General features: G+C 44.7%; 8 protein-coding genes and 1 pseudogene. All 9 read right to left on the bottom strand.

Annotation, left to right across the window (positions count from 1 at the left end):
* Positions 1 to 525: pseudogene (locus B9N71_RS13750) on the bottom strand (hypothetical protein); the annotation flags it as partial.
* A gap of 8 nt (positions 526 to 533) precedes the next feature.
* Positions 534 to 1061, bottom strand: a complete 528-nt coding sequence (locus B9N71_RS13745) for a hypothetical protein (protein WP_000487867.1) — start codon at positions 1059 to 1061, stop codon at positions 534 to 536.
* A 110-nt stretch (positions 1062 to 1171) separates the two neighbouring features.
* The gene (locus B9N71_RS13740; protein ID WP_000065572.1) at positions 1172 to 2455 is read right to left on the bottom strand and encodes a major capsid protein; all 1284 of its coding nucleotides are present in this window, start codon (positions 2453 to 2455) and stop codon (positions 1172 to 1174) included.
* Between the two features lie 36 nt (positions 2456 to 2491).
* Entirely contained in the window at positions 2492 to 2608 is a 117-nt protein-coding gene (locus B9N71_RS13735; protein WP_000033471.1) for a phage DNA packaging protein J, read from the bottom strand.
* Positions 2608 to 3066, bottom strand: coding sequence for a scaffolding protein D (locus tag B9N71_RS13730; protein ID WP_000084700.1), 459 nt, complete (start codon positions 3064 to 3066; stop codon positions 2608 to 2610). The genes B9N71_RS13735 and B9N71_RS13730 overlap by 1 nt, the downstream gene beginning before the upstream one ends.
* Positions 3063 to 3302 carry a phage DNA packaging protein C gene (locus tag B9N71_RS13725; RefSeq protein ID WP_016670801.1) on the bottom strand — a complete coding sequence of 80 codons (240 nt, stop codon included), beginning with the start codon at positions 3300 to 3302 and terminating at the stop codon, positions 3063 to 3065. Before B9N71_RS13725 ends, B9N71_RS13730 begins: the two co-directional genes overlap by 4 nt.
* Positions 3235 to 3387, bottom strand: a complete 153-nt coding sequence (locus B9N71_RS13720) for a hypothetical protein (RefSeq protein WP_435988044.1) — start codon at positions 3385 to 3387, stop codon at positions 3235 to 3237. The genes B9N71_RS13725 and B9N71_RS13720 overlap by 68 nt, the downstream gene beginning before the upstream one ends.
* On the bottom strand, positions 3320 to 4861 hold the full coding sequence (locus B9N71_RS13715; protein WP_000252566.1) for a replication endonuclease: 1542 nt from the start codon (positions 4859 to 4861) through the stop codon (positions 3320 to 3322). The genes B9N71_RS13720 and B9N71_RS13715 overlap by 68 nt, the downstream gene beginning before the upstream one ends.
* Before the next feature lie 63 nt (positions 4862 to 4924).
* Positions 4925 to 5389 (bottom strand): hypothetical protein (locus B9N71_RS13710; RefSeq protein WP_001746660.1); only part of this gene is annotated, 465 nt, incomplete at its 5' end.

Here is a 5389-nt window from a genome sequence, read left to right as displayed (position 1 = left end):
CTCTTTTTGAGTCTCATTTTGCATCTCGGCAATCTCTTTCTGATTGTCCAGTTGCATTTTAGTAAGCTCTTTTTGATTCTCAAATCCGGCGTCAACCATACCAGCAGAGGAAGCATCAGCACCAGCACGCTCCCAAGCATTAAGCTCAGGAAATGCAGCAGCAAGATAATCACGAGTATCCTTTCCTTTATCAGCGGCAGACTTGCCACCAAGTCCAACCAAATCAAGCAACTTATCAGAAACGGCAGAAGTGCCAGCCTGCAACGTACCTTCAAGAAGTCCTTTACCAGCTTTAGCCATAGCACCAGAAACAAAACTAGGGACGGCCTCATCAGGGTTAGGAACATTAGAGCCTTGAATGGCAGATTTAATACCAGCATCACCCATGCCTACAGTATTGTTATCGGTAGCAAGCACATCACCTTGAATGCCACCGGAGGCGGCTTTTTGACCGCCTCCAAACAATTTAGACATGGCGCCACCAGCAAGAGCAGAAGCAATACCGCCAGCAATAGCACCAAACATAAATCACCTCACTTAAGTGGCTGGAGACAAATAATCTCTTTAATAACCTGATTCAGCGAAACCAATCCGCGGCATTTAGTAGCGGTAAAGTTAGACCAAACCATGAAACCAACATAAACATTATTGCCCGGCGTACGGGGAAGGACGTCAATAGTCACACAGTCCTTGACGGTATAATAACCACCATCATGGCGACCATCCAAAGGATAAACATCATAGGCAGTCGGGAGGGTAGTCGGAACCGAAGAAGACTCAAAGCGAACCAAACAGGCAAAAAATTTAGGGTCGGCATCAAAAGCAATATCAGCACCAACAGAAACAACCTGATTAGCGGCGTTGACAGATGTATCCATCTGAATGCAATGAAGAAAACCACCATTACCAGCATTAACCGTCAAACTATCAAAATATAACGTTGACGATGTAGCTTTAGGTGTCTGTAAAACAGGTGCCGAAGAAGCTGGAGTAACAGAAGTGAGAACCAGCTTATCAGAAAAAAAGTTTGAATTATGGCGAGAAATAAAAGTCTGAAACATGATTAAACTCCTAAGCAGAAAACCTACCGCGCTTCGCTTGGTCAACCCCTCAGCGGCAAAAATTAAAATTTTTACCGCTTCGGCGTTATAACCTCACACTCAATCTTTTATCACGAAGTCATGATTGAATCGCGAGTGGTCGGCAGATTGCGATAAACGGTCACATTAAATTTAACCTGACTATTCCACTGCAACAACTGAACGGACTGGAAACACTGGTCATAATCATGGTGGCGAATAAGTACGCGTTCTTGCAAATCACCAGAAGGCGGTTCCTGAATGAATGGGAAGCCTTCAAGAAGGTGATAAGCAGGAGAAACATACGAAGGCGCATAACGATACCACTGACCCTCAGCAATCTTAAACTTCTTAGACGAATCACCAGAACGGAAAACATCCTTCATAGAAATTTCACGCGGCGGCAAGTTGCCATACAAAACAGGGTCGCCAGCAATATCGGTATAAGTCAAAGCACCTTTAGCGTTAAGGTACTGAATCTCTTTAGTCGCAGTAGGCGGAAAACGAACAAGCGCAAGAGTAAACATAGTGCCATGCTCAGGAACAAAGAAACGCGGCACAGAATGTTTATAGGTCTGTTGAACACGACCAGAAAACTGGCCTAACGACGTTTGGTCAGTTCCATCAACATCATAGCCAGATGCCCAGAGATTAGAGCGCATGACAAGTAAAGGACGGTTGTCAGCGTCATAAGAGGTTTTACCTCCAAATGAAGAAATAACATCATGGTAACGCTGCATGAAGTAATCACGTTCTTGGTCAGTATGCAAATTAGCATAAGCAGCTTGCAGACCCATAATGTCAATAGATGTGGTAGAAGTCGTCATTTGGCGAGAAAGCTCAGTCTCAGGAGGAAGCGGAGCAGTCCAAATGTTTTTGAGATGGCAGCAACGGAAACCATAACGAGCATCATCTTGATTAAGCTCATTAGGGTTAGCCTCGGTACGGTCAGGCATCCACGGCGCTTTAAAATAGTTGTTATAGATATTCAAATAACCCTGAAACAAATGCTTAGGGATTTTATTGGTATCAGGGTTAATCGTGCCAAGAAAAGCGGCATGGTCAATATAACCAGTAGTGTTAACAGTCGGGAGAGGAGTGGCATTAACACCATCCTTCATGAACTTAATCCACTGTTCACCATAAACGTGACGATGAGGGACATAAAAAGTAAAAATGTCTACAGTAGAGTCAATAGCAAGGCCACGACGCAATGGAGAAAGACGGAGAGCGCCAACGGCGTCCATCTCGAAGGAGTCGCCAGCGATAACCGGAGTAGTTGAAATGGTAATAAGACGACCAATCTGACCAGCAAGGAAGCCAAGATGGGAAAGGTCATGCGGCATACGCTCGGCGCCAGTTTGAATATTAGACATAATTTATCCTCAAGTAAGGGGCCGAAGCCCCTGCAATTAAAATTGTTGACCACCTACATACCAAAGACGAGCGCCTTTACGCTTGCCTTTAGTACCTCGCAACGGCTGCGGACGACCAGGGCGAGCGCCAGAACGTTTTTTACCTTTAGACATTACATCACTCCTTCTGCACGTAATTTTTGACGCACGTTTTCTTCTGCGTCAGTAAGAACGTCAGTGTTTCCTGCGCGTACACGCAAGGTAAACGCGAACAATTCAGCGGCTTTAACCGGACGCTCGACGCCATTAATAATGTTTTCCGTAAATTCAGCGCCTTCCATGATGAGACAGGCCGTTTGAATGTTGACGGGATGAACATAATAAGCAATGACGGCAGCAATAAACTCAACAGGAGCAGGAAAGCGAGGGTATCCTACAAAGTCCAGCGTACCATAAACGCAAGCCTCAACGCAGCGACGAGCACGAGAGCGGTCAGTAGCAATCCAAACTTTGTTACTCGTCAGAAAATCGAAATCATCTTCGGTTAAATCCAAAACGGCAGAAGCCTGAATGAGCTTAATAGAGGCCAAAGCGGTCTGGAAACGTACGGATTGTTCAGTAACTTGACTCATGATTTCTTACCTATTAGTGGTTGAACAGCATCGGACTCAGATAGTAATCCACGCTCTTTTAAAATGTCAACAAGAGAATCTCTACCATGAACAAAATGTGACTCATATCTAAACCAGTCCTTGACGAACGTGCCAAGCATATTAAGCCACTTCTCCTCATCCAACGCGTCAGTTTTTGACAGAATCGTTAGTTGATGGCGAAAGGTCGCAAAGTAAGAGCTTCTCGAGCTGCGCAAGGATAGGTCGAATTTTCTCATTTTCCGCCAGCAGTCCACTTCGATTTAATTCGTAAACAAGCAGTAGTAATTCCTGCTTTATCAAGATAATTTTTCGACTCATCAGAAATATCCGAAAGTGTTAACTTCTGCGTCATGGAAGCGATAAAACTCTGCAGGTTGGATACGCCAATCATTTTTATCGAAGCGCGCATAAATTTGAGCAGATTTGTCGTCACAGGTTGCGCCGCCAAAACGTCGGCTACAGTAACTTTTCCCAGCCTCAATCTCATCTCTCTTTTTGCGTTCTGCTTCAATATCTGGTTGAACGGCGTCGCGTCGTAACCCAGCTTGGTAAGTTGGATTAAGCACTCCGTGGACAGATTTGTCATTGTGAGCATTTTCATCCCGAAGTTGCGGCTCATTCTGATTCTGAACAGCTTCTTGGGAAGTAGCGACAGCTTGGTTTTTAGTGAGTTGTTCCATTCTTTAGCTCCTAGACCTTTAGCAGCAAGGTCCATATCTGACTTTTTGTTAACGTATTTAGCCACATAGAAACCAACAGCCATATAACTGGTAGCTTTAAGCGGCTCACCTTTAGCATCAACAGGCCACAACCAACCAGAACGTGAAAAAGCGTCCTGCGTGTAGCGAACTGCGATGGGCATACTGTAACCATAAGGCCACGTATTTTGCAAGCTATTTAACTGGCGGCGATTGCGTACCCGACGACCAAAATTAGGGTCAACGCTACCTGTAGGAAGTGTCCGCATAAAGTGCACCGCATGGAAATGAAGACGGCCATTAGCTGTACCATACTCAGGCACACAAAAATACTGATAGCAGTCGGCGTGTGAATCATTAGCCTTGCGACCCTCGGCAGCAAGAACCATACGACCAATATCACGAAAATAGTCACGCAAAGCATTGGGATTATCATAAAACGCCTCTAATCGGTCGTCAGCCAACGTGAGAGTGTCAAAAACGATAAACCAACCATCAGCATGAGCCTGTCGCATTGCATTCATCAAACGCTGAATAGCAAAGCCTCTACGCGATTTCATAGTGGAGGCCTCCAGCAATCTTGAACACTCATCCTTAATACCTTTCTTTTTGGGGTAATTATACTCATCGCGAATATCCTTAAGAGGGCGTTCAGCAGCCAGCTTGCGGCAAAACTGCGTAACCGTCTTCTCGTTCTCTAAAAACCATTTTTCGTCCCCTTCGGGGCGGTGGTCTATAGTGTTATTAATATCAAGTTGGGGGAGCACATTGTAGCATTGTGCCAATTCATCCATTAACTTCTCAGTAACAGATACAAACTCATCACGAACGTCAGAAGCAGCCTTATGGCCGTCAACATACATATCACCATTATCGAACTCAACGCCCTGCATACGAAAAGACAGAATCTCTTCCAAGAGCTTGATGCGGTTATCCATCTGCTTATGGAAGCCAAGCATTGGGGATTGAGAAAGAGTAGAAATGCCACAAGCCTCAATAGCAGGTTTAAGAGCCTCGATACGCTCAAAGTCAAAATAATCAGCGTGACATTCAGAAGGGTAATAAGAACGAACCATAAAAAAGCCTCCAAGATTTGGAGGCATGAAAACATACAATTGGGAGGGTGTCAATCCTGACGGTTATTTCCTAGACAAATTAGAGCCAATACCATCAGCTTTACCGTCTTTCCAGAAATTGTTCCAAGTATCGGCAACAGCTTTATCAATACCATGAAAAATATCAACCACACCAGAAGCAGCATCAGTGACGACATTAGAAATATCCTTTGCAGTAGCGCCAATATGAGAAGAGCCATACCGCTGATTCTGCGTTTGCTGATGAACTAAGTCAACCTCAGCACTAACCTTGCGAGTCATTTCTTTGATTTGGTCATTGGTAAAATACTGACCAGCCGTTTGAGCTTGAGTAAGCATTTGGCGCATAATCTCGGAAACCTGCTGTTGCTTGGAAAGATTGGTGTTTTCCATAATAGACGCAACGCGAGCAGTAGACTCCTTCTGTTGATAAGCAAGCATCTCATTTTGTGCATATACCTGGTCTTTCGTATTCTGGCGTGAAGTCGCCGACTGAATGCCAGCAATCTC

The organism is Gilliamella bombi (genome assembly GCF_900103255.1).
Taxonomy (GTDB): Bacteria; Pseudomonadota; Gammaproteobacteria; order Enterobacterales; family Orbaceae; genus Gilliamella; species Gilliamella bombi.
The sequence above is the reverse complement of the archived record's forward strand: the minus strand, read 5'-3'. Positions and strand labels throughout refer to the sequence as shown.

Coding starts and splice junctions, on each gene's coding strand:
- B9N71_RS13730 (WP_000084700.1), bottom strand. CDS start 3,066: ATGAGTCAAGTTACTGAACAATCCGTACGTTTCCAGACCGCTTTGGCC.
- B9N71_RS13745 (WP_000487867.1), bottom strand. CDS start 1,061: ATGTTTCAGACTTTTATTTCTCGCCATAATTCAAACTTTTTTTCTGAT.
- B9N71_RS13740 (WP_000065572.1), bottom strand. CDS start 2,455: ATGTCTAATATTCAAACTGGCGCCGAGCGTATGCCGCATGACCTTTCC.
- B9N71_RS13735 (WP_000033471.1), bottom strand. CDS start 2,608: ATGTCTAAAGGTAAAAAACGTTCTGGCGCTCGCCCTGGTCGTCCGCAG.
- B9N71_RS13715 (WP_000252566.1), bottom strand. CDS start 4,861: ATGGTTCGTTCTTATTACCCTTCTGAATGTCACGCTGATTATTTTGAC.